The sequence below is a fragment of the Pantoea sp. X-Soil-YNGN-775 genome, from assembly GCF_059730575.1.
This window is the reverse complement of record NZ_AP035945.1, coordinates 1,344,017-1,368,207: the sequence shown is the minus strand read 5'-3', so window position 1 is coordinate 1,368,207 and position 24,191 is coordinate 1,344,017. Positions and strand designations below refer to the sequence as shown.

At 55.8% G+C, this 24,191-nt stretch carries 26 protein-coding genes; 10 read left to right on the top strand and 16 right to left on the bottom strand.

Going from position 1 to position 24,191, the window contains the following annotated elements; translation table 11 throughout:
- The first annotated feature begins 2 nt into the window (after window positions 1–2).
- The 4 genes from artJ (at window position 3) to AC6I8I_RS06390 (ending at window position 2,981) form a co-directional block, all read left to right on the top strand.
- The gene (gene artJ / locus AC6I8I_RS06405) at window positions 3–734 is read left to right on the top strand and encodes an arginine ABC transporter substrate-binding protein (RefSeq protein WP_312052780.1); all 732 of its coding nucleotides are present in this window, start codon (window positions 3–5) and stop codon (window positions 732–734) included.
- 6 nt (window positions 735–740) lie between these two features.
- Window positions 741–1,457, top strand: a complete 717-nt coding sequence (artQ, locus tag AC6I8I_RS06400) for an arginine ABC transporter permease ArtQ (protein WP_497828445.1) — start codon at window positions 741–743, stop codon at window positions 1,455–1,457.
- Window positions 1,457–2,125 carry an arginine ABC transporter permease ArtM gene (artM, locus tag AC6I8I_RS06395; RefSeq protein ID WP_312052783.1) on the top strand — a complete coding sequence of 223 codons (669 nt, stop codon included), beginning with the start codon at window positions 1,457–1,459 and terminating at the stop codon, window positions 2,123–2,125. Before artQ ends, artM begins: the two co-directional genes overlap by 1 nt.
- A 124-nt stretch (window positions 2,126–2,249) precedes the next feature.
- On the top strand, window positions 2,250–2,981 hold the full coding sequence (locus tag AC6I8I_RS06390; protein ID WP_312052785.1) for an arginine ABC transporter substrate-binding protein: 732 nt from the start codon (window positions 2,250–2,252) through the stop codon (window positions 2,979–2,981).
- A gap of 39 nt (window positions 2,982–3,020) precedes the next feature.
- Here the strand turns inward: AC6I8I_RS06390 and rlmC are convergent, their stop codons facing one another.
- From rlmC to AC6I8I_RS06340, 10 genes are all read right to left on the bottom strand, one after another.
- Window positions 3,021–4,151 (bottom strand): 23S rRNA (uracil(747)-C(5))-methyltransferase RlmC, encoded by a 1,131-nt coding sequence (gene rlmC / locus AC6I8I_RS06385; RefSeq protein ID WP_497819810.1) that lies wholly within the window; start codon window positions 4,149–4,151, stop codon window positions 3,021–3,023.
- Between the two features lie 48 nt (window positions 4,152–4,199).
- Window positions 4,200–4,667: a YbjO family protein gene (locus AC6I8I_RS06380; protein WP_312052789.1), complete on the bottom strand. Its 468-nt coding sequence runs from the start codon at window positions 4,665–4,667 to the stop codon at window positions 4,200–4,202.
- Window positions 4,668–4,741: 74 nt separating this feature from the next.
- The gene (gene potI / locus AC6I8I_RS06375; protein WP_312052791.1) at window positions 4,742–5,587 is read right to left on the bottom strand and encodes a putrescine ABC transporter permease PotI; all 846 of its coding nucleotides are present in this window, start codon (window positions 5,585–5,587) and stop codon (window positions 4,742–4,744) included.
- Window positions 5,584–6,546, bottom strand: coding sequence for a putrescine ABC transporter permease PotH (potH, locus tag AC6I8I_RS06370; protein WP_031377000.1), 963 nt, complete (start codon window positions 6,544–6,546; stop codon window positions 5,584–5,586). The genes potI and potH overlap by 4 nt, the downstream gene beginning before the upstream one ends.
- Before the next feature lie 9 nt (window positions 6,547–6,555).
- Window positions 6,556–7,689, bottom strand: a complete 1,134-nt coding sequence (gene potG / locus AC6I8I_RS06365; protein WP_497828444.1) for a putrescine ABC transporter ATP-binding subunit PotG — start codon at window positions 7,687–7,689, stop codon at window positions 6,556–6,558.
- 123 nt (window positions 7,690–7,812) lie between these two features.
- Window positions 7,813–8,922 carry a spermidine/putrescine ABC transporter substrate-binding protein PotF gene (gene potF, locus AC6I8I_RS06360; RefSeq protein ID WP_031377002.1) on the bottom strand — a complete coding sequence of 370 codons (1,110 nt, stop codon included), beginning with the start codon at window positions 8,920–8,922 and terminating at the stop codon, window positions 7,813–7,815.
- A gap of 386 nt (window positions 8,923–9,308) precedes the next feature.
- On the bottom strand, window positions 9,309–9,788 hold the full coding sequence (locus AC6I8I_RS06355; protein WP_031377003.1) for a YbjN domain-containing protein: 480 nt from the start codon (window positions 9,786–9,788) through the stop codon (window positions 9,309–9,311).
- 86 nt (window positions 9,789–9,874) lie between these two features.
- Entirely contained in the window at window positions 9,875–10,777 is a 903-nt protein-coding gene (rimK, locus tag AC6I8I_RS06350; protein WP_497819807.1) for a 30S ribosomal protein S6--L-glutamate ligase, read from the bottom strand.
- A gap of 21 nt (window positions 10,778–10,798) precedes the next feature.
- Window positions 10,799–11,521, bottom strand: a complete 723-nt coding sequence (gene nfsA / locus AC6I8I_RS06345; RefSeq protein WP_312052800.1) for an oxygen-insensitive NADPH nitroreductase — start codon at window positions 11,519–11,521, stop codon at window positions 10,799–10,801.
- Between the two features lie 16 nt (window positions 11,522–11,537).
- Entirely contained in the window at window positions 11,538–11,789 is a 252-nt protein-coding gene (locus AC6I8I_RS06340) for a DUF1418 family protein (protein WP_312052802.1), read from the bottom strand.
- Window positions 11,790–12,044: 255 nt separating this feature from the next.
- Between AC6I8I_RS06340 and AC6I8I_RS06335 the strand changes: the two genes are divergently transcribed.
- Complete coding sequence (locus AC6I8I_RS06335) at window positions 12,045–12,308, top strand: GrxA family glutaredoxin (RefSeq protein WP_031377006.1); 264 nt, start codon at window positions 12,045–12,047, stop codon at window positions 12,306–12,308.
- A gap of 117 nt (window positions 12,309–12,425) precedes the next feature.
- On the opposite strand, the gene ybjM is transcribed toward AC6I8I_RS06335, so the two are convergent.
- Window positions 12,426–12,791 (bottom strand): inner membrane protein YbjM, encoded by a 366-nt coding sequence (gene ybjM / locus AC6I8I_RS06330; RefSeq protein ID WP_312756427.1) that lies wholly within the window; start codon window positions 12,789–12,791, stop codon window positions 12,426–12,428.
- A gap of 258 nt (window positions 12,792–13,049) precedes the next feature.
- On the opposite strand from ybjM, the gene AC6I8I_RS06325 reads away from it, so the two are divergent.
- From AC6I8I_RS06325 to ybjG, 3 genes are all read left to right on the top strand, one after another.
- On the top strand, window positions 13,050–14,738 hold the full coding sequence (locus AC6I8I_RS06325; RefSeq protein WP_312052807.1) for an aspartate:alanine antiporter: 1,689 nt from the start codon (window positions 13,050–13,052) through the stop codon (window positions 14,736–14,738).
- 51 nt (window positions 14,739–14,789) lie between these two features.
- Complete coding sequence (locus AC6I8I_RS06320; protein ID WP_312052809.1) at window positions 14,790–15,038, top strand: hypothetical protein; 249 nt, start codon at window positions 14,790–14,792, stop codon at window positions 15,036–15,038.
- A gap of 106 nt (window positions 15,039–15,144) precedes the next feature.
- Complete coding sequence (ybjG, locus tag AC6I8I_RS06315; protein WP_312052810.1) at window positions 15,145–15,750, top strand: undecaprenyl-diphosphate phosphatase; 606 nt, start codon at window positions 15,145–15,147, stop codon at window positions 15,748–15,750.
- Between the two features lie 36 nt (window positions 15,751–15,786).
- On the opposite strand, the gene AC6I8I_RS06310 is transcribed toward ybjG, so the two are convergent.
- Entirely contained in the window at window positions 15,787–16,989 is a 1,203-nt protein-coding gene (locus AC6I8I_RS06310) for a serine hydrolase (protein WP_312052811.1), read from the bottom strand.
- A 273-nt stretch (window positions 16,990–17,262) separates the two neighbouring features.
- On the opposite strand from AC6I8I_RS06310, the gene AC6I8I_RS06305 reads away from it, so the two are divergent.
- On the top strand, window positions 17,263–17,919 hold the full coding sequence (locus AC6I8I_RS06305) for an HAD family hydrolase (RefSeq protein WP_312052812.1): 657 nt from the start codon (window positions 17,263–17,265) through the stop codon (window positions 17,917–17,919).
- Between the two features lies 1 nt (window position 17,920).
- Here the strand turns inward: AC6I8I_RS06305 and AC6I8I_RS06300 are convergent, their stop codons facing one another.
- From AC6I8I_RS06300 to AC6I8I_RS06285, 4 genes are all read right to left on the bottom strand, one after another.
- Entirely contained in the window at window positions 17,921–19,063 is a 1,143-nt protein-coding gene (locus AC6I8I_RS06300) for a PQQ-dependent sugar dehydrogenase (protein WP_497819805.1), read from the bottom strand.
- A 746-nt stretch (window positions 19,064–19,809) separates the two neighbouring features.
- Window positions 19,810–20,763: an Rpn family recombination-promoting nuclease/putative transposase gene (locus AC6I8I_RS06295; protein WP_312052815.1), complete on the bottom strand. Its 954-nt coding sequence runs from the start codon at window positions 20,761–20,763 to the stop codon at window positions 19,810–19,812.
- A gap of 285 nt (window positions 20,764–21,048) precedes the next feature.
- A complete protein-coding gene (locus AC6I8I_RS06290; RefSeq protein ID WP_312053001.1) occupies window positions 21,049–21,708 on the bottom strand; it encodes a DUF3313 domain-containing protein in 660 nt (219 codons plus the stop codon).
- A 136-nt stretch (window positions 21,709–21,844) separates the two neighbouring features.
- Complete coding sequence (locus AC6I8I_RS06285) at window positions 21,845–22,480, bottom strand: carbonic anhydrase (RefSeq protein WP_090962688.1); 636 nt, start codon at window positions 22,478–22,480, stop codon at window positions 21,845–21,847.
- A gap of 374 nt (window positions 22,481–22,854) precedes the next feature.
- Between AC6I8I_RS06285 and rimO the strand changes: the two genes are divergently transcribed.
- Window positions 22,855–24,186, top strand: coding sequence for a 30S ribosomal protein S12 methylthiotransferase RimO (gene rimO / locus AC6I8I_RS06280; protein WP_279809387.1), 1,332 nt, complete (start codon window positions 22,855–22,857; stop codon window positions 24,184–24,186).
- Window positions 24,187–24,191 lie beyond the last annotated feature (5 nt).

Below are 24,191 nucleotides of genomic sequence, written 5' to 3'. Positions count from 1 at the left end.
CAATGAAAAAAGTCGTACTTGCTGCACTGCTTGCTGGTTTTAGCCTGAGCGCCACCGCGGCGCAGACCATCCGTTTCGCCACCGAAGCCTCTTACCCTCCGTTTGAGTTCGTCGATTCTGATAACAAGATTCAGGGCTTCGATGTCGATCTGGCGAATGCATTGTGTAAAGAGATTGATGCAACCTGCACCTTCACCAACCAGGCGTTCGATAGCCTGATCCCCAGCCTGAAATTCCGTCGCTTTGATGCGGTGATGGCCGGCATGGATATCACCCCTGAGCGTGAAAAACAGGTGCTGTTCAGCAAGCCTTACTACGACAACTCAGCGCTGTTCGTGGCGCAAAAAGGGAAAGTCGCCAGCGTTGAGGCGCTGAAAGGCAAGCGCGTCGGGGTGCAAAACGGCACCACTCACCAGAAATACCTGACCGAAAAGCACAGTGAAATCACCACCGTGCCGTACGACAGCTATCAGAACGCGGTGCTGGATCTGAAAAATGGCCGTATCGATGCGGTATTCGGCGATACGGCGGTGGTCAATGAGTGGCTGAAGCAGAACGCGACGCTGGCTCCGGTGGGCGAGAAGGTCACCGATAAAGCCTACTTTGGTACCGGCCTCGGCATTGCAGTGCGTACCGGCAACACCGAACTGCAAACCAAATTTAACGGTGCGCTGGATAAAATCAAAGCCGACGGCACCTACAAAACGATCTACAGCAAATGGTTCCCGCAGTAATTTCTGATGAATGAAATGATCCCACTCGCAAGCGCCGCCGGTATGACCGTCGGCCTTGCCGTTTGTGCGCTTATCGCCGGCCTGGTGCTGGCGATGATTTTCGCTGGCTGGGAGTCACTGCGCTGGAAACCGCTGGCGTGGATCGGCACCGGTCTGGTTACCCTGATCCGCGGCCTGCCGGAGATTCTGGTGGTGCTGTTTATCTACTTTGGCGCCTCTCAGCTGCTGCTTATCCTCTCTGACGGTTTCACCCTCAATTTTGGACTGTTTCAGTTACCGGTCCAGGTAGAAATTGAAAACTTCGACGTCAGTCCATTCCTGTGCGGTGTGATTGCGCTGGCGATGCTGTATGCCGCCTACGCCTCACAAACCCTGCGCGGTGCGCTGAAAGCGGTACCGATCGGCCAGTGGGAATCGGGTCAGGCACTGGGGATGAAAAAATCGGCGATATTTCTGCGTCTGATTATGCCACAGATGTGGCGGCATGCCCTGCCGGGACTTGGCAATCAGTGGCTGGTGCTGCTGAAGGATACCGCGCTGGTGTCGCTGATCAGCGTCAACGACCTGATGCTGCAAACCAAAAGTATCGCCACCCGTACTCAGGAGCCGTTTACCTGGTTCCTGGTGGCTGCGGCTATTTATTTAGTGATCACCTTGTTCAGCCAGGCGGTATTACGCCGCATTGAGTTGCGCACCACCCGATTTGAACGGGGGAACAGCTGATGCTGGCGTATTTGCCCGAATTACTGAAAGGATTACACACCAGCCTGACGCTGACCGCGGCCTCGCTGGTGCTGGCGCTGCTGCTGGCGCTGTTGTTCACCGTGGTGCTGGCGCTGAAAACGCCGGTGCTTAATCCGCTGGTGAAAGGCTTTATCACGCTGTTTACCGGCACGCCGCTGCTGGTGCAGATCTTCCTGATCTATTACGGTCCGGGACAGTTTCCCTCGATCCAGCAGATCCCCTGGCTGTGGCACCTGCTGTCGCAGCCGTGGCTGTGCGCCATGCTGGCGCTGTCGCTCAACAGCGCGGCTTACACCACCCAGCTGTTTTACGGCGCGGTGCGGGCGATTCCGTCCGGTCAGTGGCAATCCTGCGCCGCGCTCGGCATGAACCGCAAAGATACGCTGCGTATTCTGCTGCCTTATGCATTTAAGCGTGCCCTCTCCTCTTACTCCAATGAGGTGGTGCTGGTGTTTAAAGGCACCTCGCTGGCCTATACCATTACCCTGATGGAGGTGATGGGCCACGGCCAGCTGCTTTACGGTCGCACCTACGATGTCACGGTGTATGCCGCCGCCGGGCTGGTTTACCTGTGTGTTAACGGGGTGCTGACGCTGATGATGCGGCTGATCGAGAAACGCGCACTGGCATTTGAACAGCGTAACTGATGGTCAGGCGAGCCCGCTCGCCTGACTCGCCTGGACAATCACAATCATTGCATGAAAATTCATTATCTGGCAGGGTAAGCAGCTCTCAGAGTAGTGAACAGGTTGTGATTACAGGAGTCGTATAGTGAAAAAATGGATTGTTGCCGCCACGCTGGCTTCGCTGGCCCTCAGCGCCCAGGCCGCTGATAAAATTCGCTTCGCCGCCTCGGCGACCTACCCGCCGTTTGAATCGCTGAATCGTGAAAACCAGCTGGTCGGCTTCGATATCGATCTGGCAAAAGCACTGTGCCAGCAGATGAAAGCCGACTGCACCTTTACCAACAACGCGTTCGACAGCCTGATCCCCTCGCTGAAGTTCCGCCGCTATGACGCGGTTATTTCCGGTATGGACATCACCGCTGACCGCAGCAAGCAGGTCGATTTTACCCAGCCCTATTACGCCAACTCGGCCATCGTAATCGCCCGTAAAGGCCAGTTCAGTGATTTTGCCGCCCTGAAGGGCAAGCGTCTCGGCGTCGAGAACGGCACCACTCACCAGAAATACCTGCAGGAAAAACATCCTGAGGTGACGGTGGTGGCCTATGACAGCTATCAGAATGCGATTCTGGATATGAAGAATGGGCGTCTGGACGGAGTGTTTGGTGACAGCGCCGTGGTGAATCAGTGGCTGAAGACCAACAGCGATCTGGCAACCGTCGGCGAGCACGTCACCGATGCAGACTACTTCGGTACCGGCCTCGGCATTGCGGTGCGCAAAGGCAACACCGAATTACGCGATCGCTTTAATCATGCCCTTGCCGAACTGAAAGCCAATGGCCGCTGGCAGCAGATTAACCAGCAGTGGTTCCCTGAATAAAATACAGACGCGGGCTCAGTGTCTGAGCCCGTCTTACGCTTAGCGCGGCTGGCGGGTTAACAAAGCCAGCACTTCGAAATGGGCAGTATGCGGAAACATATCAAACAGCTGCACCTTGCTAATCTGATACTCATTCAGCCGGGCCACGTCTTCCGCCAGCGTCTGTGGATTACAGCTGGAATAGAGCAGGTAATCGGGAGCCATCTGACTGAGATAGTCACACAGTTCAGCGCCAATGCCGCGTCTCGGTGGGTTAACCAGCACCAGCTGCGGCACCGCGTCCCGGCCGGTGGCAAAGGCGGTCGAGTCCAGCGCGGCAAACTGCACCTTTTCCAGCCCCATCATCTGGGCTGAACGCTGGGCGCATTTAATCGCCTCGGCGCTGATTTCAATGCCGGTCAGCGTCATCTCTGGCGTGGCGCAGTGCAGGCCAAATCCCCCGACGCCGCAGAACAGATCCCACATGCTGGTGACCGGCAACTGCTGCACCCATTGCCGGGCGGTGGCATACAGGGTGCTGGCGACCTGTGGGTTGGTCTGGAAGAAACTTTGCGGACGGATCCACAGTGGCACACCGTTAAAATTCTCGGCCAGCGACTGCGCCGGCGTCAGCGCAATCTCCTGCTCCCCTTCCAGAATCGCCATGTGCACCGGCTGAATATTGGCGGAGATCACCGTCAATTGCGGCAACTGCTGTTGCAGTTCTGGCAGTGCTGCGCGCAGCTGCGCCAGCTTGGTGGTCGAACGCAACACAAAACGCAGCATCATGCCGCCCTGACTGCTTCCGGTCAGCAACAGATACTTCAGCTCGCCCCGTTTGCGCGCCACGTTGTACGGCGTCAGCCCGGCGCGGGCGATAAACGGCCGCAGCGCAGCAAATACCGGCTGAAAACTGGCCGGATAGAGCGGACAGTCGCACAGATCAACCGCCTCGCCATCCCGCTGGACCATACCGAACACCGGACGCTCCACGCTGCCGCTGACTACCATCTTGGCTTTATTACGGAACGCCTGCTGCGGCGAGGTTATCGGTGGCAACCACTGCGCCACCGGTTGTTCAGCCAGCAGCTGTTCCAGCCATGACTGTTTATCGGTCAGCTGTTGGGTATAGGGTTTTTCCAGCCACTGACAGGAGCGGCAACGGTTAGCGTCATAGAGCGCGCAATGCATGGGAAAGCCTGTATTCACGGTGGAGAGGTCGGGCGGAGCGCGATTGTATCATCGCTTGCTGAAAAATGCGCGACTGCTGAGCGGCAGAAACAGCAGCAGCAGCACCAGCAGATCCGGCAGCTTTTGCAGCAGGGTGTGATGGACGATCTGAGCGTTATTGTCGCCATCAATGCTGAATATTTCCGGATAGATCCAGCCCATTGAAGCCATCAGCATATAACCCAGCACAATCACCTGAGTGGCGACATAGCCCCAGCGTCCCCGGTTGCTGCCGCGCATCAGGGTGAAGGCACAGCGCAGTTCGAACAGGAAGATCAGCTGGCTGGCGACAAAGATAAAGGTTGAGTCCCAGGCCTGGGCGCTGCGGTGGACAAAGTTGGCGAGCTCGCTGTAGCCAAGCTCATTCGCCAGCATCAGCACGCTCAGGCAGCGCGTGGCGATAATGGCAATGCCCGCCACGGTGACCGGAACCGGTGCCTCGGTCAACGTGCGGCTGCTTTTAAGGATTTCTGACATAGTCCGTGGCTCCACCGATCAAAAAACGGGCTGGTTAAACCAGCCCGTTCATATAGTGGCAAATGTTACGGATTTCAGCCACGTTTAGCTTTCTGAATATCGCTTAAACGTTGTTTTTCTTCATGCGCCATTACCCGCCAGGCGATAAAACCGACTAAACCAACCACGAACAGGATCAGCGAGGCGAGCGCGTTAATTTCCGGATTGACACCACGTCGCACGGTGGCAAAAATCGCCATCGGCAAGGTGGTCGCGCCAGGGCCGGTGACAAAGCTGGAAATCACCAGGTCGTCGAGTGACAGCGTAAACGCCAGCAGCCAGCCGGTAACAATAGCCGGGGCGATCATCGGCACGGTGATCACGAAGAAGACTTTGAGCGGCGTGGCGCCCAGATCCATCGCTGCCTCTTCTATTGACCGGTCCAGCTCGCGCAGGCGTGAGTTGATCACCACCGCGACATAGGCGGTACAGAAGGTGACGTGCGCCAGCCAGATGGTCAGCATGCCGCGCTCGCTCGGCCAGCCAAAGGCGTTGCCCATCGCCACAAACAGCAACAGCAGCGACAGCCCGGTGATCACATCGGGCATCACCAGCGGCGCGGTCAGCATAAACGCAAAGCCGTTATGACCGCGGAAACGGCCGAAGCGCACGATGATAACCGCCGCCAGGGTTCCCAGTACCACCGCCATGGTGGCGGAGAGCGCAGCGATACTCAGGCTCAGCATCACCGCGTCAATCATCGCGCTATCCTGAAACAGCACCTTGTACCAGTGGAAAGAGAAGCTGTCCCATACCGTTACCAGCTGTGAGCTGTTGAAGGAGTAAACCACCAGCAGCAGCATTGGCGCATAGAGGAACAGGAAACAGCAGACCAGAATTGCGGTACGCCAGGGCGAGCGAATGGTCGGCAAATTGTTCATGCCTTCTCCCCCATTTCACGGTTTTGATGCTTATGGAACCAGATGATCGGCAGAATCAGGATCAACAGGATAATTACCGCCAGCGCCGACGCGACCGGCCAGTCACGGTTATTAAAGAACTCCTGCCAAAGAATACGGCCGATCATAATGCTGTCCGGACCGCCGAGCAGTTCCGGGATCACGTACTCTCCGACCGCCGGAATAAACACCAGCATCGAACCGGCGATAATCCCGCCTTTGGTAAGCGGAACGATCACGCTGAAAAAGGTTTTCAGCGGACGCGCGCCCAGATCCAGCGACGCTTCGACCAGCGAGTAGTCGATACGCGTCAGCGCGGTGTAGATCGGCAGCACCATAAACGGCAGGTAGCAGTAAACAATGCCGATATAGACCGCGGTATTGGTGTAAAGGATCACCAGCGGATGATCAATCACGCCCAGCCACAGCAGAAAACGGTTGAGGATACCGTTATTGTTTAGCAGCCCCATCCAGGCGTAGACCCGCACCAGAAACGAGGTCCACGACGGCAGGATCACCAGCAGCAGCAGGATGGTGCGCATTGACGGCTTGCTGTGCGCCACTGCCCAGGCCAGCGGATAGCCCACCAACAGGCAGATCACCGTCGAGATCGCCGCCACTTTCAGCGACTGCAGATAGGCGTCGACGTAGAGGGGATCGTCGGTCAGCGTCAGGTAATTAGCGAAGTTCAGCACAATACTAAACTGATCGTCCGCCCAGCTCACCAGTTCGGTATAGGGTGGAATGGCGCGCGCAATGTCAGCGAAGCTGATCTTCAGCACCGTCAGAAACGGCAGTAGGAAGAACAGCACCAGCCAGACATAGGGTAAGGCGATCACCAGTTTGCGGCCGTGCTGCATTTTAATTCGCGTGGCCCAGCGTTGCAGCGGCGTGCCGACCAGCCGGGCCGGTGCTTTGCTGCGTTGGAAAATCTGGCTCATGACGCCTCCTTAAACCGTCAACACCACGCAGCTGTCGCTCTCCCAACAGAGGCGGACTTCATCGCCCCAGGTCGGCAACCCTTTGCGGTAGCGATGCGCGTTTTGCAACTGTGCGCTGATCATCTGTCCGCTGTGCAGACGGACATGGAAAATTGACAGGTCACCGAGATAGGCGATATGCACCACTTCACCGACGGCAAAGTTGCAGCCATCGGCCGGCACCTCATCGCACAGCATCACTTTTTCGGGGCGCAGCGCGACGTGAACCGGCAGGTTATCCACCACCGAGACATCGGAGTCGACCTTCAGCGGGTGCACCAGTCCGGGACTGTCGATAACCAGACCATCCGCCTGACGTTCGCGCAGCAGTCCTTCAAACACGTTCACCGAGCCGATGAATTCGGCACTGTAGCGACTGGTCGGATGCTCGTAGATCTCTTCCGGCTCGCCAATCTGCACGAACTTGCCGCGATTCATGATGGCGATGCGGCCCGCCATGGTCATCGCCTCTTCCTGATCGTGGGTAACCATGACGCAGGTTGCGCCCACCCTCTCGAGGATATCGACCACTTCCAGCTGCATGCGATCGCGCAGCTTCTTGTCGAGCGCGCCCATTGGTTCATCCAGCAGCAGCAGCTTAGGTCGTTTCGCCAGGCTCCGCGCCAGCGCCACACGCTGACGCTGACCACCGGAGAGCTGATGCGGCTTACGCTTCGCAAACTCCTGCATGTGCACCAGCGCCAGCATTTCCGCGACCCGACTGGTGATTTCACCCTTCGGCAACTTATCCTGCTTCAGACCAAAGGCGATATTCTGCTCCACCGTCATGTGCGGAAACAGCGCGTAGGACTGGAACATCATATTGATGGGCCGCTGATACGGGGCGACGTGCGACAGATCCTGGCCATCCAGCACAATCTGGCCGCTGGTCGGCGGCTCGAAACCCGCCAGCATCCGCAACAGCGTGGATTTGCCACAGCCCGATGCGCCCAGCAGGGCAAAAATCTCGCCTTTGTAAATGGTCAGACTGACATCATCGACAGCATGCTGGCCGTCGAACGATTTTGTCAGATTGCGAATTTCCAGCAGCGGCGTTAACGCCTTTGCAGTTTTATATTGAGGACGGGGAATGGCATCGTTCACTAACGTATCTCTCCGGAGCCAGGCGGAACATCGCGGCAAAATCCGCCGCTAAAAATGGCACAACAGAGGCCGACACTGCGCCTCTGTTGCTGATGCGTAATCAGTCAATCCGTTCAGAACGAATTACTTACCACTTTTTACTTTAGTCCATGCGCGGGTACGCACACGATCCAGTTTCGGATCCTGAACTTTCAGCACGAACAGTTTCGACATCGCTTCTGGCGTCGGGAAGATGCCTGGGTTGTTGCGGACGTCAGCATTGATCAGCGGCAGAGAGGCTTTATTGCCGTTGGCGTAGTTCATCTTATTCGAGACATCGGCGATCACTTTTGGATCCATGATGTAGTTCAGCCAGGCGTAGGCACCGTCAAGATTCTTCGCGTCTTTCGGAATCGCCATCATATCGAAGAAGGCCAGCGCGCCCTCTTTCGGCACGCTGTAACCGAGATGCACGCCATTTTTGGCTTCATCGGCCCGGTTTTTCGCCTGCAGAATGTCGCCTGACCAGCCAATCGCCACGCAGATATTGCCGTTAGCCAGATCGTTGATGTACTGCGATGAATGGAAATAACGAATGTTCGGACGCAGTTTCAACAGCAGATCGGTGGCCGCACCTGAATACTCTTTGGCATCAGAACTGTTCGGATCTTTACCCAGATAGTTGAGCACGGTAGCGAAAATTTCTTCCGGCGCATCGAGGAAAGAGACGCCACAGCTTTTCAGCTTCTCCAGATTCTCGGGCTTCATCACCAGATCCCAGCTGTTAACCGGTGCATCTGCGCCGAGTACCGCTTTGACTTTATCGATGTTGTAGCCGATACCGGTGGTGCCCCACAGGTAAGGAATGGCGTATTTGTTGCCCGGATCGTGCTGCGCCACTTTTTCCATCAGCGCCGGATCGAGGTTTTTATAGTTCGGCAGCTTGCTCTTATCCAGCGGCTGGAACACGCCGGACTGCAGCTGACGCGCCAGGAAGCTGGAGGATGGCACCACCACGTCATAGCCGGTGCTGCCGGCCATCAGTTTGCCTTCCAGCACTTCATTGGAGTCAAACACGTCGTAGACCACTTTGATACCGGACTGCTTTTCAAAATTCGGCACGGTATCTGGCGAGATATAATCAGACCAGTTATAAACGTGCAGCGTTTTATCTTCCGCCATGGTGCTGGCAGATGCGGCCATCAGCACGCCAGCTACCACACCTGACAACCATTTCTGACGTTGGTTGAACATGTTTTCCATCCTCCTGAGCGGGTCATCACAACGCTGCAAACCAGTGATCCATACGTTGCGTTCTGTGTGTAAGGTTAGTGACACAATGAATCATTATTCAGCGGAAGTGTAATAGCAAAAACCATTAGCTGCGGCGCAGTTACGCGGCTGTCACAGCCCCGCAAGAATAGCCCCCCGACTCAGGCTGCACCAGACCTCAGCGTAAAAAACGCCTAAAAGCGATATTTTATGCATGTTTAAGCTATGAGGTTCGGCTTTACTGGCATAAAGAACGACAAATATCTGGCACTAAAGGGCAAAATGCAGAATAAAAAATTATGGCTGTCCGGTGCGACGGACATAAAAAAAGCCGTCACAGGGACGGCTTAATCGGCAAGCGGGTCTGATCAGTGCAGCACGGAGTGCACGCTGGTCACCGGTACATGCTCTTCCTCTTCACCAATCATCAGCAGATTGTTAGCAAACGCCTCAAGGATCACCATTGAGATCTGCTCTTCACTCTGTTTCATAAAGTGTGAGAACTGACCAAAGGTTAACCCTGCGGTGATGGTCATTGACTGACAAACAATCAGCTTCGGCAGGTTATCATCCTGAATGTCGATGAACGCCTTTACCGTCAGCGAACTGGCATTAATTTGCGACAGGTCGCCCACCAAAGGAATCAGCGCCGTGGGCTTCACTTCAGCCAGCGCCGAAAACAGAATGACGTTGTCGACCAGATCGATTTTGGCGTCAAACACCCCGTCGAAGTTTTGCATATGCGGCAGATGAAGTGCCTGACAGGCATCGCATTCGAACCAGGTGATATTTTGCTGATCCAGCCAGCGACGCAACAGGTCGATATCCGGAACGACAAGAGAATCCATCGTAAAATCCCATGGGGTGATAAACAGGCGACTTAGCTTACGGAAAAATGCGCGTCGATGCCACGAAAACCGCTGAAAAGCGCGTGTCAGCCAGCGGTTTTAGGACGGAGCCCGGGGATAGCCTGTTGCTCAATCCAGCCAATCATCAGCCCGGCAATGTCCAGACCGCTGGTGGTTTCTATCCCTTCAAGGCCCGGCGAGGCATTGACCTCCATCACCAGCGGCCCCCGATCGGCACGCAGGATATCAACCCCGGCGACGTCCAGCCCCAGCGTAGTCGCCGCTTTGATGGCAATCTGCCGCTCCTGATCGGTGATAGTGACCGGATAGGCCTTGCCGCCGCGGTGCAGATTGGAGCGAAAGTCGCCCTCTTTTGCCACCCGCTCAATCGCCGCCACCACCTGATTGCCAATCACCAGACAGCGAATATCCCGGCCGCCCGCCTCTTTGATGAACTCCTGCACCAGAATATGGGCATTCAGACCGCGAAATGCATCGATAACGCTTTCCGCCGCCTGGCGCGTTTCGGCCAGCACCACGCCGATGCCCTGGGTGCCTTCCACCAGCTTGACCACCAGCGGCGCGCCGCCGACCATGGCGATCAGGTCTTCAGTGTCATCTGGCGAGGAAGCAAAGCCGGTGACCGGCATATCAATTCCCTCGCGCGCCAGCAGTTGCAGCGAGCGCAGTTTGTCACGTGCGCGGGTGATCGCTGCCGATTCATTCAGCGGATAACTGCCGCTCATCTCAAACTGGCGCAGCACCGCCGTGCCGTAAAAGGTGGTCAGAGAGCCGATGCGCGGAATGACCGCATCGAAGTGGCCGAGCGGTTCACCGCAGTAATGCACAGCGGGCGAGGCGGGATTGATGTTCATATAGCAGGAGAGCGGATCGATGATTTGCACCTGATGCCCGCGAGTTTCGGCTGCCTCACGCAGCCGCCGGCTGGAGTAAAGCGTTTCGTCGCGCGACAGAATGGCTATCTTCATCGTCCGTTCTCCGCCGTCAGCTTAGCGCGTTGCCCAGCCCTGCTGATGCAGGTAATCCAGCATAAACGGGCGCGTTTCTTTGATAATCAGGCGCTGAATCAGTTCGCTCCAGGTTTCGCTGCGCTGGTTGCTGTCACGGTGCTGATAGTAGAGCTCGGTGCGGCTGTCATAGTCCGCCAGTACCGCCGGATCGAGCGGCTGGTAGCGGTTTTCATGCACCAGCATCGCGTGCGGCATGCGCGGTTTCACATCCGGGCGGGTTTCCGGATGACCCAGACAAAAACCAAACAGCGGCAACACAAATTTGGGCAGGCCGAGCAACGTGGTCACCTCGGCGATGTTGTTACGGATACCGCCAATGAATACCCCGCCCAGCTCCAGCGATTCGGCCGCCACCATGGCATTCTGCGCCATCAGCGCGGTATCAACGCAGCCGAGCAGTAGCTGTTCAGCGCGGCCCAGCTGGGCATCCGGACAGATCTGCAGGTGACGATTAAAGTCAGCGCAGAACACCCAGAACTCGGGCGCATCCGCCACCCACGACTGACCGCCGGTCAGGGTGACCAACTGGTCGCGCAGCGCACGGTCAGTGATACGAATAATAGAAGAGCACTGTAAAAAACTGGATGTGGACGCCGATTGCGCCGCATTAATAATCGCTTCACGCTGTGCCTCGCTGACGGGCTGGTCAGTAAAGGCGCGAACAGAGCGGTGGCTGCACAGTAAATCAATGGTCGGTGTCATAAAGTCTCCAGCAACATTATCTTTTTTTGTCAGTGTGATTAAACAGCTGCGGCGCGATCGCTTTTGCGGTGCGCCACATTAATAGCCAGGCGGCGGGCAGCATCAATACAATGCCTGCGATAAACAGCCCGGTCGCCAGCGTCCGGGCATCCAGCGTGCCAGGCGCGGGCAGCCAGCGATTGACCAGCAGCAGTGCGGCCAGAATCATCAGGCCGCCCAGCGCTTCCAGCACCAACACCGCGCGGGGTAATCTGGCGACATTCTGCATCGTCCTCTCCTGCCTTAGCCGGTTATTGAGCGTCAATTATGGTTAACAACCCGCAAATTGCCCACCGTCTCGCGTGAGCCGCTGGCAGAAAAAATCCCGCCCGGCTGATAACAAGGTTCCAGCCGCTATAGGTGGCGGGCATCAGACTAACAGGCAAATCCTGCTTTCTTTAAGCGATCCGAGCGGGCATCATGGTTGCCATTCTCAGGTTTATTGTGTGATGAAGATCACACACCACGCTGCAAGGAGTTCTTCATGATTGCTGTAATTTTTGGTCGTCCGGGCTGTCCATACTGTGTCCGTGCTAAAGAGCTGGCGGATAAACTCACTGCTGAGCGTGATGATTTTAGCTATCAGTATGTGGATATTCAGGCGGAAGGCATTACTAAAGCCGATCTGGAAGCCAGCGCCGGTAAGCCTGTCACCACCGTACCGCAGATTTTCCTTGATGATAAACACGTCGGCGGCTATACCGAGTTCGCTGCCTGGACCAAAGAAAACCTGGGCTTCGTCGCTTAATTAGCGGTTGCAGGCTGGGGAACGAAAAAGGCGAGACGCAGTTACGGTCTCGCCTTTTTGCTGCGCAACGTCTGACGGTTGCTCTGCATTGGCCCCGCACGCCTGGCCGGGGACGGGTTAATTCAGCGAGGCCAGCACAATCTGCATCAGGCGCACCAGCAGCGCGCCGCAGCCGGCCCAGAACATGGCGCTCACGCTCCAGGCGACGACAAACAGACCGCTGGCGTGGGCCAGCAGGGTATTATTTAACAGCAGCGCGGCAACCAGCGTGCCCCACAGCGCCATCAGTAAGGTACTTTTTAACGGACTCTCCACCTGCATTAAGGCCATCACGATGCCAGGCAGCATAAACAGCAGCAGTTCAGGCTGACCCCGCAACGGGGCAGCACCGGTTTGCCAGAAGTGGCAGGTAACAACAAACACCAGACTATAAAGCCCCACCCCACACATGCGGGTCGTCCAGAGATAAGAACGCTGCGGCATAACACCTCACTGACTAAAAATTACCGGGATAAAAACTCGTCTGTAACCTGCTGCGTTCAGGTGGAAATAAAAAGAAACAGTTCGTTTTGATAACGAATTAAATTAGCCAATGGCTGAGGAAGTTTTTTCTGATTAGAATAGCCGCCGTTACCACGGTCGCATTTGCAGCACTGATACAACGCGCCCCCGACGGCTTGCTCAAGATAGCGAAAAACAAGCCTCTCTTCAACAGGTTACACGTAAACAAGAAGTTAAACAGTGAATATTAACGTCGCAGAATTGTTAAGTGGAAATGACGTTTTGTTATTATTTGTCGTACTGGCGCTCGGGCTGTGCCTGGGGAAACTGCGTCTTGGCTCAGTTCAGCTGGGAAATTCAATCGGCGTATTAGTGGTTTCTCTGTTATTAGGCCAGCAGCACTTTACGATCAATACCGATGCATTAAGTCTCGGCTTTATGCTGTTTATTTTTTGTGTTGGCGTCGAGGCCGGTCCCAACTTTTTCTCGATCTTCTTTCGCGACGGCAAAAACTATTTCATGCTCGCTATCGTGATGGTGGTCAGCGCGCTGATTCTGGCGCTGGGGCTCGGAAAGCTGTTTGGCTGGGATATCGGCCTGACGGCGGGCATGCTGGCGGGATCAATGACCTCAACGCCGGTACTGGTCGGTGCCGGCGATACGCTCCGGCAAAGCATCAGTGACGGCAAACAGCTGGGATTAATGCAGGATCAACTCAGTCTCGGCTATGCCGTAACCTACCTGATTGGCCTGGTCAGCCTGATCTTTGGTGCGCGCTACCTGCCGCGCCTGCAGCATCAGGATCTGCCCACCTGCGCGCAGCAGATCGCTCGCGAGCGCGGGCTGGATGCCGACAGCCAGCGCAAGGTGTTCTTACCGGTGATCCGCGCTTACCGCGTCGGCCCGGAACTGGTGGCGTGGAGCGGCGGCAAAAACCTGCGTGAACTCGGTATCTATCGCCAGACCGGCTGCTACATTGAGCGCATCCGCCGTAACGGTATTCTCGCCAGCCCGGATGGCGATGCGGTGCTGCAACTCGGCGACGATATCTCACTGGTCGGCTATCCCGATGCGCACGCCCGTCTCGACCCCAGTTTTCGTAACGGCAAAGAGGTGTTTGACCGCGATCTGCTGGATATGCGGATTGTGACCGAAGAGATTGTGGTGAAAAACCATAATGCGGTGAATAAACGGCTCAGTAAACTTAATCTCACCGATCATGGCTGCTTCCTTAACCGGGTCATTCGCAGCCAGATTGAGATGCCGATTGACGACAGCATCATGCTGAATAAAGGCGATGTGTTGCAGGTCAGCGGCGAAGCACGACGGGTTAAAAGCGTGGCGGATCGCATTGGCTTTATCGCTATCCACAGCCAGATGACCGACCTGCTGGCCTTCTGCGCCTTCTTCATCGTCGGCCTGATGATAGGTCTGATTACCTTTCAGTTCAGCAACTTCAGTTTTGGCATCGGTAACGCGGCCGGCCTGCTGTTTGCCGGCATAATGCTCGGCTTCCTGCGCGCCAACCATCCGACCTTTGGCTACATTCCTCAGGGCGCACTCACCATGGTGAAAGAGTTCGGGCTGATGGTGTTTATGGCCGGTGTGGGGCTGAGCGCCGGCAGCGGCATCAATCACGGCGTCAGCAGTGAGGGTGCGCTGATGCTGCTGTGTGGATTACTGGTCAGCCTGATCCCGGTGATTATCTGCTATCTGTTTGGTGCCTACGTACTGCGAATGAACCGCGCGTTACTGTTCGGGGCGATCATGGGTGCCCGCACCTGCGCCCCGGCGATGGAGATTATCAGTGACACCGCGCGCAGCAATATTCCCGCGCTGGGCTATGCCGGAACCTACGCGATTGCTAACGTGCTGTTGACGCTGGCGGGTACGCTGATAGTGATTATCTGGCCGCTTTTGCCCTTATAAAATTTTTTTGCATACGTCCAGAACTTTTTTGTTAAGGGCTAGTCTGAATAAGTGCCACTGCTTTTCTTTGAAATCCCCAAATTGTGGAGCCCGCTGGTCTTTTTCCCGGCGGGTTTTTTTATGCCCTTTTTCCTCTATGACATTCCCATTCCGGCTCAAACAGCGGCTGTCCGGCGGTCAAACTTAAACAATCAGGCAACCCATGAGCAGATTAAGAGCCTTGCTATGGACGAAACCCAGGGTAAAAAGCAGGATAGTGCGCCGGTGCTGTTAGCAATTTGTGCTGAATATTTTGGTTAGCGCCTTGTCGCTGACGTTTGATTTGCCGCCGTAGTCAGTCGGCGTCTGCCCCTGAGGGCAACGTAGCTGTTGACTGGTGGCCTGTTTGCAGAGGAATGCCCCCATAATGGAAGAGTTAAACCGCTCACTGTTTATCGCCATCAATGCCACCCCCGCGTCACCCGCCTGGCTGCTGCAACTGGCGACCTTCATCGCCAAAGATCTGATTGCCATCGTGCCGCTGTTAATTGTCGTGCTGTGGCTGTGGGGACCGCGCGACCAGCTCTCTTCACAGCGGGTGCTGGTGCTAAAAACCGGCATGGCCTTACTGTATGCGCTGGCGATCTCCTGGTGTGTCGGCCAACTGTTACCGCACCCTCGCCCGTTTGCGATTGGGCTCGGTCATCAATTTCTGCACCACGCAGCGGATGACTCCTATCCCAGCGATCACGGCACCACTATCTTCACTTTTGCACTGGCCTTTATTTTCTGGCATCGCCTGTGGTCAGGGGTGATTCTGATGCTGGCCGGCGTCGCCATCGCCTGGTCGCGCATCTACCTCGGCGTCCACTGGCCAATGGATATGCTGGGCGGCTTCCTGGTCGGTTTGCTGAGCTGTCTGGCCTCCCATCTGGCGTGGCAGATCTACGGTGAGCGGATGCTGGCGGTGATTAATCCGCTCTACCGGTCGCTGTTTGCCCTGCCAATTCGTAAAGGCTGGACTCAGGATTGAAAAAAGGGACGCCGCGGCGTCCCTTTTTTATGAGGATTATGAGAACCACTTGCCGAACCAGCCGTTAAATTTCATCATCACGAAATCCACCATCCGGCTGAAGAAGCCCCCTTCCGGCACCTCCTGTAAGACCACCAGCGGACGCTGGTCGACAGTTTTGCCATCCAGCTGGAAATCAATGGTGCCCACCACCTGATTTTTCTTCAGTGGCGCTTCGAGCTGCGTCGAATTGAGCTTAAAGCTCGCCTTCAGGTTTTTCATCTGGCCTTTCGGGATGGTCAGTGCGGCATCTTTCGACACGCCAAGGTTGACCTGACTCTTATCGCCAAACCAGACCCGCTGCTGCGCAAACGGCGCGTCGGCCTTGATCGGCGTGACGGTTTCATAGAAGCGGAAGCCCCAGGTGAGCAATTTTTCGCTTTCGCGGAAGCGAATCGCATCGCTGGCGGTGCCGAGCACCACCGAAATCAGTCGCATATCGCCTTCGGTTGCCGAGGCCACCAGGTTATTACCGGCACCGGAGGTGTGGCCGGTTTTGACGCCGTCCACCTTGAGATTGGTGCTCCACAGCAGACGGTTGCGGTTCATCTGGCGGATTTTATTGAAGGTGAACTCTTTTTCTTTATTCAGTGCATACTCTTCCGGTACATCGCGAATCAGTGCCTGGGCGATTAACGCCATATCCCGCGCGGTACTGTACTGTCCCTCAGCATCCAGCCCGTGTACCGTCATAAAGTGGGTGTTCTGTAACCCCAGCGCTTTAACGTAGTTGTTCATCAGGCCGATAAACGAGTCCTGACTACCGGCCACGTAATCCGCCAGCGCGATACAGGCGTCATTGCCGGACTGGATCACAATGCCTTTGTTCAGCTCATGGACCGGAATACGGTCACCCGGCTTTAAAAACATCAGCGACGAACCGCGCAGCCTGGGGTTGCCGGTCGCCCAGGCATCCTGCCCTACCGTCACCAGATCGTCCGGCTTAATTTTGCCGGCTTTGATCGCCTGACCCACCACGTAGCTGGTCATCATTTTGGTCAGACTGGCGGGATCGAGACGCTGATCGGGATTAGATTCAGCTAACACTTTGCCGCTGGCGTAATCCATCAGTATCCAGGCTTTGGCATCAATACCTGGCGCAGCAGGCGCCTGTTCAGCAAAAGCGCCGATCGGGGCGATAAGAAGTAAAGAGGTGGCAGCAAGTAGCCGCAGGCGAGAAGCAACGCGAGTGTTTGTCATGGGCTTGACCGGATTGTCCTTGTTAAATCGGGATTCGGGAGGCAGAAAACCTCCACTCAGAACGCTAACCGTTGAGGGCAGCGAAAAAAACCGCCGAATCGTAAAGTTTTTTAGAGTTTAGTAGAGTAACCCTGGCATCCCTGCCGCGCGCGTGCCAGTTTCGCCCCGTGCTGTCGCCATCAAAAATGCGTGAAATTCCGATTTTTCGCAGAACAGTTAAGCCGGTCACAATTATCAGCTAACCTGAAAGCCAGTCAGCCGAGGAGACCGACCATGGACTTAGCCCTATTTGATCTGGATGAGACGCTTATTAGTGAAGACAGCACCGGCCTGTGGTTGCGCTGGCTGGTATCGCAGGGCTTCGCCCCCCGCGAGCTGATCGACCAGGAACAGGCCCTGATGGCGCAGTATTATGCCGGTACGCTATCGATGGAAGAGTACATGAATACTACCCTGGCCCCGCTGGCGGGTATGGCAACCCTGACCGTTGAAGGCTGGGTGCGTCGCTTTATCCATCGCGACATCATGCCGCGCGTCTATCCGGCTGCCCGCGAGCGCATTCAGTGGCACCAGGCGCGTGGCGACAAGGTGATGATTATCTCCGCCAGCGGCGAGCATCTGGTGCTGCCGATTGCCGAAAAGCTGGGTGCCTGCGGGGCGCTGGCGATAGGCGTCGAGATCGTCGATCAGCGCTACAGCGGTAAAACCTACGGCACCATGACTTATAAAGAAGGCAAAGTGACGCGTCTGGGCGACTGGAAAGCGCTGCAGCAGGGTGAAGCCTTCGGGCACACCTGGGCTTACAGCGATTCGATGAACGACCTGCCGTTACTCGAACAGGCCGATCATGCGCATGTGATTAATCCTGACAAACTGCTGCATCAGGAAGCGCTAAACCGGGGCTGGCAGGTCTGCCACTGGGCCCGTTGAGCTAACCGCGGGACGCACCGGCGTCCTGCGTTAACCCGACTTTCAGCAATTTGCCGTTGGCTTCATCGGTCAGCACATAGAGATAGCCATCCGGCCCCTGTCGCACATCGCGAATACGTGCGTTCTGATCGTCGAGCAGACGCTGCTCTTCAACCACTTTCTCCCCGTTGACGCTCAGCCGGATCAGATTTTTCTCTTTCAGCGCGCCGATAAACAGCGAATTTTTCCACTGCGGGAAGCGGGCACTGTTGTAGAACGCCATACCGCTGATGGCGGGCGAATCTTTCCAGTAGTAGACCGGCTGTTCGGTTCCGGCGGCATGGCTCCCTTTCGATTCAGGGACTTTATCGCCGCTGTAGTCGATACCGTAGGTGGCCAGCGGCCAGCCGTAGTTTTTACCTTTACCGATGATGTTGACCTCGTCACCGCCGCGCGGACCGTGCTCGCTTTCCCACATCGTTTCGGTCCACGGATTAAGCGCCAGGCCCTGCGGATTACGCAGGCCATAAGCCCAGATCTCCGGACGTGCGCCGCTCTGCTTCACAAACGGATTATCGTCAGGCACGCTGCCATCCGCATTCAGACGCAGCAGTTTGCCCTGCAGCTTGTCGAGATGCTGCGCGCTGCTGCTGGCAAAGTTATCGCCAAATGCAACCCACAGAAAACCCTGTTTATCGAACGCCAGGCGGGTGCCGATATTATTCCCGCTGGAGAGCATTGGCGTCTGGCGAATCACCACACGGAAATCGCGTAGTTGCCGGTTATCCTCGCTTAGCGTCCCGACACCCACTACCGCACCGGCTTTGCCGCTGCTGTTAGCTTCGGTGTAGCTTAGCCAGACGCGTCGGCTGCTGGCAAAATCGGGTGCCAGCACCACGTCCAGCAAGCCGCTCTGGCGCTGTGCCCAGACCTGCGGCACGCCGGAAATTGGCTGTGACAAGCCACCCTGCGGACTCCAGCTGCGCAACTGGCCGCTGCGTTCAGTAATCAGCAGGGTCTTATTATCAGGCAGAAACGCCACAGACCATGGATGTTGTAACTTATCCTGCAACAGCTGGACCTGTACCTGCGGTTCAGCGGCCAGTAGCGGCGTGGCACACAACAGCGAACCACTGAACAACAACGTGCGAGCGAAACGAGCCATAGCGTTCTCCTGACGGGATGCAATGCCCTTAAGCGTAGTCAGCCACGCTGCGATGATGTTGAGGATTTACAAAAGATTAAACAGGGCGGCAGCGATTTGTCGCCTGGATAATGTGGGGAACAGGCTAGCTTAAGTGCCAGCCGTGGCCTGGTTTTCGTTTCATCTGCGGAAGCGCAGGGAACACTTCACGACGCAAGCAGCATCAATCCGGAATCGTGGGTCCGTAGCTGAAACCGGGTTGCTCTCACTGAACAGCCCTGGGCGGGATTGAGGGATTTTCACCGATCGCAGCTCAGTAAACCTTCATCTTATTTCGGTATGAGCGGTGAGATGATTAAGGCGTTCATCCGGCAATCACTGTCTTAAGGCCCGCGAACAGTGCCTGAGGATGTTATTCGTTAAGGTCAGGCAGGAATCCGCCGCAACGTCACCCTGTTTATCTGACATCACAGCTATAACTTTTTTCAGCCTGCTTACCCAGCACCCACATCACAATTGTGCTCAGGGTTGTCAGCCGGCTCAACACCCGTCGCCTTCCAGCCGGTTGGCTGAAACTGGATAGCCGGCGGCGAATGTCAGGCATAAAAAAACCCGACGGATGAGATCGGGTTTAATCAGTTTTCCGCTATCAGCTTAACGCACTGACCGGAGAAAAATGCTCTGCATCTGACGCGTTTAATTTTTGCTGTTACCGCTGATAATTTCATCATAAATCTGACCTTCCTTACCCACCCGCTCTGCCGGTTTTAGTGCTGGATTTGTGCCAGCTCGTCTTCTGAAAGGCCGGTCATTTTCATGACGGTGTTACGGTCAATGCCGTTCTGCAACATGGTACGGGCAATTTTCAGCGTGGCTTCGCGCTCGCCTTCGCTACGGCCTTCCTGCCTGCCAAGCTGAATACCTTTCTCGATGCCCTTCTCAATGCCCTTCTCGATGCCCTTCTGCTCCAGCTGTTGTGCGATGGTCATAAGTGCGTCTCCGTGTTGCGGCACACGCTGTGCCAGTTCGCGAACAAAGGCTTCGGAGTCAGCTGACTCCCCTGCCTGCAGTAAATAGTGTATCAGCGCTGTTACCTGGGGTGAAGAAAGATAATCCGCCATCAGTAACGTGGCCAGACGATCGGTCAGCGTGGCCAGATCTCGCTGATGAATATGTTTTTGTAACAGGGTCAGCGCCGCCATGCTGCGATGCCCCATAATCTCTTCATCCGGAATGACCGTCACGTCCACCAGGGGAAAGGCGCTGCCATAAAGGTTTACCGCCAGCGATGGATTTTCGAACTCATCAAGCCAACAAGTAGAATATGGATAAGGACTGCGTTTACCGGTATAGAACAGGACCGGTATCACCAGTGGCAGCGTTTTATGGCCAGCCTCAAGATGCCGCTGCATGGCGGCTACAGCGTATCGCATCAGCCTGAACGCCATGTGCCTGTCCGGGGTGGATTGATGTTCAACCAGCACATGAATGTACCCGTCGCCGGCAGTCGTCTTCAGGCTGTAGAGAACGTCGCTGAAATACTGGCGCAGATCGTCTTCAACGAACGAGCCGGATTCCAGCTTAAGGGTAGTGAGGTCACAGATAGCACGCAGTTCTGCGGGCAGGTGCAGTTCCATAAAGTCACGGGCAATATCCGGCTGCGTAAGAAACAGCCGGAAGGTGGCATCATGAGGCGAAGTAGTGCTGTTCTTTTTTTTCATCGTTCCTGACCCTGACTATCCCTGTGCAGGGTAACACAGGTCAGATCCAACACCACCGCAGCAGTGACCGGAGGAAATGCCAGAGCGAAAAAGGAACAGGGTCGGACAGCCGTTTCATCGTCAGTTTCCGGCGATCGACAGTACCCTAAATGGAAACGGTATCCCCGCTCACGCGGGGAACCGGCGCAAACCGGCAATCTACTGAATCCCCTTTAGCGGGTGTCCCCGCTCATGCGGGGAACCGGTGCGCTGACTGCCGTCTGATAGCAGGTTAATATCTCAGGGTTACGGCGCGTTAAAACTTACCGTGTCACGCACCATGGTATTGATACCGGGCTTCAGGTCTTCAAAGGTGATCGGCGTATTGCTGTTGCTGACCGTTTTGCCAAACGCTTTGCGCACTACCCGGATCAGCGGCTTCCCGGTGACCGCATCGCTGGCCTCTATCTCCAGAAACAGCTCACTGTTTTGGGTACGGTGCCCCGACGCCGCCATGGTGGTCGCCACCACTGCTGCGACCGGCACCACCTCGTAGAATTGCACCCCTTCATTCTCCGCAGAGACGGCAGTGATTGCCGCCCGCACTTTCAGCGTGTGCGGTGTGGCCTGACTGACCAATGGTCGACGGGTGGCGATCGCACCTTTTAGCTGAATGTCGGTGTAACTCAGCACCTGATCCAGCGTTTGCTGGCTGACACGCGCGGTGGGATGAGCTGCCGGATAGTAGACCAGCGGCGTATAGAGTACATCTTTGTACTGGCTACTTTTATAGTCGGGCGAGATCCAGCGCAGGGTCGATTCACCGCTGGCCGATGCTGTCGGCTGCAACTGACTGTAGTCGGCTAAAAAACCAGAATATTGCTGTTTATCGGTAACGTGGGAAGTACAACCGCTGAGCAGCAGGGCAGAGACCGCCAGCAGAACAACCACAGACGTTTTACGCATCATCAACTCGCTTATGTCGGGAAGGTTTAAGCAAGCATAGATAAGCCTGACGGGAAATGCTGAAAAATAAGTGTGTTTCTAATGAGTTATGTGCGCGAGGCCGGAATAACCCGCTGCCGCGCAGCGGGCCCAGGGCTTACTCGAAACAGGTGTCCGGGTTTTCAGACAGGGTAATAAACTGTTTGCCGCCCTGAGTCAGCGCCATGATGGTGCCGGTTTCAATATCGTAGACCCAGCCATGCAGACGCAGCTTGCCGTTACGCAACGCCACCGATACCGAAGGATGGGTTTTCATGTTGTTAAGCTGGGCGATGACGTTCTCTTTTACCATCTCGTTCAGCTTTTTCTCTGGCGAGTCATATTCACGCTGCTCCACCACCGCTTTTGCCGCATCGGCATAGCGCAACCAGTGTTCGACCGCTGGCATGGTATCCATGCAGGCACAGGAGGCGATGGCATTCATCGCGCCACAGTTGGAGTGACCACAGATGATAATGTCAGACACGCCCAGCGCGACGACAGCGTATTCGATAGTGGCGGAAACGCCGCCTGGCTCCGGGCCAAATGAAGGCACGATGTTGCCCGCATTACGGATAACGAACAGCTCTCCTGGCTCCTGCTGCGTCACCAGTTCCGGCACCAGTCGGCTATCAGAACAGGAGATAAACAGCGCTTTAGGATTCTGATTTGACGCCAGGCTTTTGAAAAGATCCTTCCTTTCAGGAAACACATTCTGCTGGAAATTCAGAAATCCATTGATGATCTCTTTCATTATTTAGCTCTCACATTATCCACGTCGTTACCTGAAGGTCATAGCCCCTTCAGTGTTGATTTGCCCGTTTATTATTAATGAAAACAAGTGAATATCAACCAGCGATTTCCTAAGGATGCTATCTGAGCCGCTGTGTCAGCGTTTCGCTTTGGCGATTGCCTCCCGGCAAAAGCGGAATTTCTTTTTATAGCACGGTCAGTTACTGGAAAATGATCCTGCCCATCAGCCTTTTTTTTAGTCCAGCCAGCGGCAGCGTTTTTACCGGTTTTTTCACAGCTTTACACGGCGCTAAACCCTTACAGATAACGCTACATTTTTTTCAGCAACACAGGTAAAATCCCGCGCCATTGCTGTGCTGAACCGGAAACAGAGCTATGTCTACTACAACAAAAACCTTGCCGCCACGGGTCGGATTCGTCTCGCTCGGCTGCCCCAAAAACCTCGTTGATTCCGAGCGCATCCTCACCGAACTGCGCACCGAAGGCTATGATGTGGTGCCGCGCTATGACGATGCTGAAATCGTGATTGTGAACACCTGCGGATTTATCGACAGCGCCGTACAGGAGTCGCTTGAGGCGATTGGCGAGGCACTGAATGAAAATGGCAAGGTGATTGTCACCGGTTGTCTCGGCGCTAAAGTTGATCAGATTCGTGAAGTGCATCCGAAGGTGCTGGAAATTACCGGTCCGCACAGCTATGAGCAGGTGCTGTCGCACGTACATCGCTACGTTCCCAAACCTCAGCACAACCCGTTCCTCAGCCTGGTGCCGGAACAGGGCGTGAAACTGACGCCGCGTCATTACGCTTATCTGAAGATTTCCGAAGGCTGCAACCATCGCTGCACCTTCTGCATCATCCCGTCAATGCGTGGCGATCTCGACAGCCGCGCCGTCGGCGAAGTGCTGGATGAGGCCAAACGGCTGGTCGAAGCGGGCGTTAAAGAACTGCTGGTGATTTCGCAGGATACCTCAGCCTACGGCGTAGATGTGAAACATCGCACCGGTTTCTGGAACGGCTCGCCGGTGAAAACCAGCATGGTCAGCCTGTGTGAGCAACTGGCGAAGCTCGGCGTGTGGGTGCGTCTGCACTACGTCTATCCTTACCCGCACGTCGACGAGGTGATTCCGTTGATGGCGGCCGGCAAAATCCTGCCCTACCTCGACATTCCGTTGCAGCACGCCAGCCCGCGTATTCTGAAACTGATGAAGCGTCCGGGCGCAGTAGAACGCACGCTGGAGCGGATTAAGCGCTGGCGCGAAATCTGCCCGGAGCTGACGCTGCGCTCCACCTTCATCGTCGGTTTCCCCGGCGAGACCGAAGAAGATTTCCAGATGCTGCTCGACTTTATCAAAGAGGCGCGCCTCGATCGGGTGGGCTGCTTCCAGTACAGCCCGGTGGAAGGCGCGACCGCCAACCAGCTACCCGATCCGGTCGACGAGGCGGTGAAGCAGCAGCGTTACGATCGCTTTATGCAGCTGCAGCAGCAGATCTCCGCTGAGCGCCTGCAGGAGAAAGTCGGTCGTGAGATTCTGGTGATGGTTGATGAAGTGGACGAGGAAGGCGCGATTGGCCGCAGTATGGCCGATGCGCCGGAAATTGACGGCGCGGTCTACCTGAACGGCGAGCGTAACGTTAAACCGGGCGACATGCTGCGGGTCAAAGTCGAGCATGCCGATGAGTATGATCTCTGGGCGAGCCGCGTTTAATTCCG

Excerpts from the sequence above, each read along its gene's own strand:
- AC6I8I_RS06295 (WP_312052815.1), bottom strand. The coding sequence starts at position 20,763 with ATGAAAAAAAAGAACAGCACTACTTCGCCTCATGATGCCACCTTCCGG.
- AC6I8I_RS06290 (WP_312053001.1), bottom strand. The coding sequence starts at position 21,708 with ATGCGTAAAACGTCTGTGGTTGTTCTGCTGGCGGTCTCTGCCCTGCTG.
- AC6I8I_RS06305 (WP_312052812.1), top strand. The coding sequence starts at position 17,263 with ATGGACTTAGCCCTATTTGATCTGGATGAGACGCTTATTAGTGAAGAC.
- rlmC (WP_497819810.1), bottom strand. The coding sequence starts at position 4,151 with ATGCATTGCGCGCTCTATGACGCTAACCGTTGCCGCTCCTGTCAGTGG.
- AC6I8I_RS06300 (WP_497819805.1), bottom strand. The coding sequence starts at position 19,063 with ATGGCTCGTTTCGCTCGCACGTTGTTGTTCAGTGGTTCGCTGTTGTGT.
- AC6I8I_RS06380 (WP_312052789.1), bottom strand. The coding sequence starts at position 4,667 with ATGTCAGAAATCCTTAAAAGCAGCCGCACGTTGACCGAGGCACCGGTT.
- AC6I8I_RS06285 (WP_090962688.1), bottom strand. The coding sequence starts at position 22,480 with ATGAAAGAGATCATCAATGGATTTCTGAATTTCCAGCAGAATGTGTTT.
- potI (WP_312052791.1), bottom strand. The coding sequence starts at position 5,587 with ATGAACAATTTGCCGACCATTCGCTCGCCCTGGCGTACCGCAATTCTG.
- AC6I8I_RS06335 (WP_031377006.1), top strand. The coding sequence starts at position 12,045 with ATGATTGCTGTAATTTTTGGTCGTCCGGGCTGTCCATACTGTGTCCGT.
- rimO (WP_279809387.1), top strand. The coding sequence starts at position 22,855 with ATGTCTACTACAACAAAAACCTTGCCGCCACGGGTCGGATTCGTCTCG.
- artM (WP_312052783.1), top strand. The coding sequence starts at position 1,457 with ATGCTGGCGTATTTGCCCGAATTACTGAAAGGATTACACACCAGCCTG.
- AC6I8I_RS06340 (WP_312052802.1), bottom strand. The coding sequence starts at position 11,789 with ATGCAGAATGTCGCCAGATTACCCCGCGCGGTGTTGGTGCTGGAAGCG.
- nfsA (WP_312052800.1), bottom strand. The coding sequence starts at position 11,521 with ATGACACCGACCATTGATTTACTGTGCAGCCACCGCTCTGTTCGCGCC.
- potH (WP_031377000.1), bottom strand. The coding sequence starts at position 6,546 with ATGAGCCAGATTTTCCAACGCAGCAAAGCACCGGCCCGGCTGGTCGGC.
- potF (WP_031377002.1), bottom strand. The coding sequence starts at position 8,922 with ATGTTCAACCAACGTCAGAAATGGTTGTCAGGTGTGGTAGCTGGCGTG.
- AC6I8I_RS06355 (WP_031377003.1), bottom strand. The coding sequence starts at position 9,788 with ATGGATTCTCTTGTCGTTCCGGATATCGACCTGTTGCGTCGCTGGCTG.
- artJ (WP_312052780.1), top strand. The coding sequence starts at position 3 with ATGAAAAAAGTCGTACTTGCTGCACTGCTTGCTGGTTTTAGCCTGAGC.
- ybjG (WP_312052810.1), top strand. The coding sequence starts at position 15,145 with ATGGAAGAGTTAAACCGCTCACTGTTTATCGCCATCAATGCCACCCCC.
- rimK (WP_497819807.1), bottom strand. The coding sequence starts at position 10,777 with ATGAAGATAGCCATTCTGTCGCGCGACGAAACGCTTTACTCCAGCCGG.
- AC6I8I_RS06310 (WP_312052811.1), bottom strand. The coding sequence starts at position 16,989 with ATGACAAACACTCGCGTTGCTTCTCGCCTGCGGCTACTTGCTGCCACC.
- artQ (WP_497828445.1), top strand. The coding sequence starts at position 741 with ATGAATGAAATGATCCCACTCGCAAGCGCCGCCGGTATGACCGTCGGC.
- ybjM (WP_312756427.1), bottom strand. The coding sequence starts at position 12,791 with ATGCCGCAGCGTTCTTATCTCTGGACGACCCGCATGTGTGGGGTGGGG.